A 4,465-nucleotide genomic window follows, 5' to 3' on the forward strand; every position below is an offset into this window, starting at 1 on the left:
AAGCGAATTGAACAGTTTAAGCTCGAGCTTACTTGAACAGGGCCTTCTGGTACTCCCTGTTCAGACGCGCGATGAACTTGACGCTGATCCCTTTCGGGCAGGCGGCCTGGCACTCGTAGTGGTTCGAGCAGTTGCCGAAGCCGTTCTCCTGGAGTGCGTCCAGCATGTTGCAGACGCGCTCGGCAGCCTCTGCCTTACCTTGCGGCAGTTCGGCCAGCTGGGCCACTTTCGCCGAGGTATAGAGCATCGCGGAGCCGTTCGGGCAGGCGGCCACGCAGGCGCCGCAGCCGATGCACTCGGCGGCGTCCATGGCGTAGTCGGCAGCCGGTTTCGGCACCAGGATGGCGTTGCCGTCAGCAACACCGCCGGTGTGAGCGGAGGTGTAGCCGCCAGCCTCGCTGATCCTGTCCAGCGCGGTGCGGTCGACCACCAGGTCCCTGATGATCGGGAACGCCTTGGCCCTCCAAGGCTCGATGTAGATGGTGTCGCCGTCCTTGAAGTTCCTCATGTGCAGCTGGCAGACGGTGGTGCGCTCCTGGCCGCCGTGCGGGATGCCGTTGATGACCTGCGAGCACATGCCGCAGATGCCTTCGCGGCAGTCGTGGTCGAACACGATCGGGTCCTGCCCCGCTTTGATGAGCTGCTCGTTCACCTCGTCGAGCATCTCAAGGAAGGACTGGTCCGGGCTGACATTTTTGGCCTCGTACTGCTCCATTTTGCCCGGCTCGTTCGGCCCCTTCTGGCGCCACACATGTAACACGAGATTCATTCCATGGCTGTCGTGATGGCTCATTATTTATAGCTCCTTACCGCCAGATGGACGTTTTCGAACGTCAACGGCTCCTTGTGCAGTTCAGGCTCATTGCCGACGCCCTTGAACTCCCAGGCACCGACATAGCAGTAGTTCTCGTCGTCACGCTTGGCTTCGCCGTCCGGCATCTGGTGCTCGGTGCGGAAGTGGCCGCCGCAGGACTCGTTCCTGTGCAGGGCGTCCTTGGACATGAGCTCGCCGAACTCGAGGAAGTCGGCCACGCGGCCGGCGTTCTCCAGCTGCTGGTTGAGCTCGGCGCCGGAACCGGTAACCTTCACGTTCTTCCAGAACTCCTCGCGCAGGACCGGGATCTTCTTGAGGGCGTCCTTGAGGGACTCCTCGCTCCTGGCCATACCGACGTTCTCCCACATGATCTTGCCCAGTTCGCGGTGGAACTCGGACACGGTCTTCTTGCCGTTGATGGAGAGCAGCTTCTTCTGGTTGTTGGTGACGTCCTCGATGGACTTCTTGCACTCGGGGTTGTCCAGCTTGACTGCGCCCGGCTTGGTCTTGGCGAGGTAGTTCGCGATGGTGTAGGGGATCACGAAGTAGCCGTCGGCCAGACCCTGCATGAGGGCCGAGGCGCCCAGGCGGTTCGCGCCGTGCACCGAGAAGTTCGCCTCGCCCAGGACGAAGAGACCGGGGACGTTGCTCTCGCAGTTGTAGTCGACCCAGAGGCCGCCCATGGAGTAGTGCGGTGCGGGGTACATACGCATCGGCTGCTTGTAGGCGTTCTCGTCCGTGATCTTCTCGTACATCTCGAACAGGTTGCCGTAGCGCTCGCGGATGGTGTTCTCGCCCACGCGCTTGATGGCGGCGGAGAAGTCGAGGTTGACGCCGCGGCCGCCCGGTCCTACGCCACGGCCGTCGTCGCACTGCTCTTTGGCGGCGCGGGAGGCGATGTCGCGGGGAGCGAGGTTACCGAAGGAGGGGTACTTCCTCTCCAGGTAGTAGTCGCGCTCTTCTTCGGGGATGTCGTTCGGGTGACGGTTGTCACCTTTCTTCTTGGGAGCCCAGCAGCGGCCGTCGTTCCTGAGCGACTCGGACATCAGGGTCAGCTTGGACTGGTGGTCGCCGGACTGCGGGATGCAGGTCGGGTGGATCTGGGTGTAGCAGGGGTTGGCGAAGAAGGCGCCTTTCTTGTGCGCTTTCCAGGCCGCGGTGACCGAGCAACCCATGGCGTTGGTGGAGAGGTAGAACACGTTGACGTAGCCGCCGGTAGCCAGTACGACGGCGTCGGCCACGTGGGCGCGGATCTCGCCGGTGATCAGGTCACGCACGGTGATGCCCTTGGCTTCGCCGTCGACCACGATCAGGTCGAGCATCTCGCAGCGCGGGAACATCTTCACGGTGCCGGCCTTCACCTGGCGGGAAAGAGCGGAGTAGGCGCCGAGCAGCAGCTGCTGGCCCGTCTGCCCCCTGGCGTAGAAGGTACGGGATACCTGGGCGCCGCCGAAGGAGCGGTTATCGAGGTAGCCAGCGTAGTCGCGGGCGAAGGGAACGCCCTGGGCGACGCACTGGTCGATGATGTTGTTGGACACCTGGGCCAGACGCCAGACGTCTGCCTCACGGGCGCGGAAGTCGCCACCCTTGATGGTGTCGTAGAACAGGCGGTAGATGGAGTCGCCGTCGTTCGGGTAGTTCTTGGCGGCGTTGATGCCGCCCTGTGCTGCGATGGAGTGGGCGCGGCGTGCGGAGTCCTGGTAGCAGAAGGCTTCCACGTTGTAGCCGAGCTCGCCCAGGGTGGCTGCGCCTGCGCCGCCGGCCAGGCCGGTGCCGACCATGATGATCTTGTACTTACGCTTGTTGGCGGGGTTGACCAGCTTCAGGTCGAAGCGATGCCTGTCCCACGAGGTCTGAATCGGTCCTTTCGGACATTTTCCGTCGAGTATCACTTGAACCCCCTATTTCAGTGCGCCGATTAAGATAGCGGCAGGAATCGAGATGTAAACGAGCATCAGGAACGCGGAGACCACTTTGCCACCGGTACCGAAGACCGGGATGGTCTTGTCGTTGTTCCAGCCCATGGTCTGCAGGAAGCTCGGGATACCGTGGGAGAGGTGCAGGAACAGGAAGACCATGGCGAACATGTAGAGGATCGCGATGCCGCCGTTGGAGAAGCTGGTGGAGACCATCTTGAAGACGTCGGGACGGTTGACGGTGTCAAGACCGACCACCACGTCCGGAGTGAGGTGCATGGTGAACTGGGCCAGGTGGTAGCAGATGAAGGCCAGGAGCAGCAGGCCGGTCCAGATCATGTTCTCGGAGGCGAAGCTCGCCTTGAGCTGCTTCTTCACGGCGTAGGCGCCCGGATTGGCTGCCTTGTTCTCCAGGGTGACCTGGACGCCGTAGCAGATGTGCACGGCGATGGCTGCCAGCATCACCAGACGGAAGATCCAGACCAGCGGCGGCAGGCTGTGCAGGTGTTCGGCGTAGGCGTTCAGCGCGCCGAAGAAAATGGTGGTGTTACCGATCATGTGGACCAGGACGAAGAGGATCAACAGCTGGCCCGTGATCGACATCAGGATCTTTCTACCTACGGTGCTAGTAAGTATTCGCATGTGTTTTGTCCCTTTGCTTTATTCGAAATCGTTGGGGTGGTGACTATCGATTGCGTACGCCGGAGGGGCTACAACTCCCTGCGGTCCCTCACGATGAAGGGGACTCGCGGTTTCCGCTCAGCGGAAGGTGGGGGTGCGCGCCATGGACTCAAAGTCTGCATTTGATCTCTCCTTTGTGTCTAACGTTTATAAAACTGCAGGCGTATGCGAGACAGACCAAAGCGTTTGTTTTGACACGCTGATACTCGGCGCATATTAAATGCCGTTATACCAAAATGCAAGACATTTTTGTATACAGCATACATTTAATCTGCCGCTGCTCACGCTGCATCCGGGGCTCCAGTCTAACCGTGTTTTGCTGTCGGCCGCCTCCCGTTGCAGTTGCATTTTGCCCCCCGCTCTGCTAGAAGTTACAGACATTGCGCAACAGAGAAAGAGGCTAATACAACCTATGATTTATCGACTGCTTAAGAAGGACAAGCAAACCGCCGCCCGTCGCGGCGTCGTGTACACCCCCCACGGGGAGATCCAGACCCCGATCTTCATGCCGGTCGCCACCCACGCCGCCATGAAGGCGATGACTCCCGCCCAGGTGCACGACACCGGCGCCCAGATCATCCTCTCCAACACCTACCACCTGCACCTGCACCCGGGCGAGGCGCTGGTGGAGAAAGCCGGCGGCCTGCACCGCTTCATGGGGTGGGACAAGCCGATCCTGACCGACTCCGGCGGCTTCCAGGTCTTCTCGCTCCCCAACAAGCGGATCACCGAAGAAGGGGTCTTCTTCAAGCACGAGGACACCGGCGAGGAGATCTTCCTGGACCCCGCGCGCGCCATGGCCATCCAGGAGTCGCTGGGAGCGGACATCATCATGAACTTCGACGAGTGCATCCCCTACCCCTGCGACAAGGGGTACGCGGAGCGCTCCACCGAGAAGACCATCCGCTGGGCCAAGCAGTGCAAGGAGGCGCACACCAGGAAGGACCAATACCTTTTCGGCATCGTGCAGGGAAGCGTGTTCGAGGACTTGAGGAGGCGCTGCGCCAAGGCGCTGGTCAAGATGGACTTCCCCGGCTACGCCATCGGCGGCGTC

Annotated in this window: 4 protein-coding genes; 1 reads left to right on the top strand and 3 read right to left on the bottom strand. The window is 61.4% G+C overall.

Annotated elements, in window-relative coordinates:
- Window positions 1–28: 28 nt before the first annotated feature.
- From VJ604_RS04110 to VJ604_RS04120, 3 genes are read right to left on the bottom strand one after another with little or no spacing between them, the layout of a single operon-like run.
- A complete protein-coding gene (locus VJ604_RS04110; protein ID WP_324080110.1) occupies window positions 29–769 on the bottom strand; it encodes a succinate dehydrogenase/fumarate reductase iron-sulfur subunit in 741 nt (246 codons plus the stop codon).
- Window positions 770–792: 23 nt separating this feature from the next.
- Window positions 793–2,706: a fumarate reductase/succinate dehydrogenase flavoprotein subunit gene (locus VJ604_RS04115; protein WP_324080111.1), complete on the bottom strand. Its 1,914-nt coding sequence runs from the start codon at window positions 2,704–2,706 to the stop codon at window positions 793–795.
- A gap of 9 nt (window positions 2,707–2,715) precedes the next feature.
- Window positions 2,716–3,372, bottom strand: a complete 657-nt coding sequence (locus VJ604_RS04120; protein WP_324080112.1) for a succinate dehydrogenase cytochrome b subunit — start codon at window positions 3,370–3,372, stop codon at window positions 2,716–2,718.
- A gap of 451 nt (window positions 3,373–3,823) precedes the next feature.
- Between VJ604_RS04120 and VJ604_RS04125 the strand changes: the two genes are divergently transcribed.
- Window positions 3,824–4,465 (top strand): tRNA guanosine(34) transglycosylase Tgt (locus VJ604_RS04125; RefSeq protein ID WP_324080113.1); only part of this gene is annotated, 642 nt, incomplete at its 3' end.

It is taken from the genome of Geomonas sp. (assembly GCF_035254065.1).
Classification (GTDB): Bacteria; Desulfobacterota; Desulfuromonadia; order Geobacterales; family Geobacteraceae; genus Geomonas.

Bases quoted from the DNA above. Each gene is read 5' to 3' on its own strand.
- VJ604_RS04110 (WP_324080110.1), bottom strand. From the start codon at position 769: ATGAATCTCGTGTTACATGTGTGGCGCCAGAAGGGGCCGAACGAGCCG.
- VJ604_RS04120 (WP_324080112.1), bottom strand. From the start codon at position 3,372: ATGCGAATACTTACTAGCACCGTAGGTAGAAAGATCCTGATGTCGATC.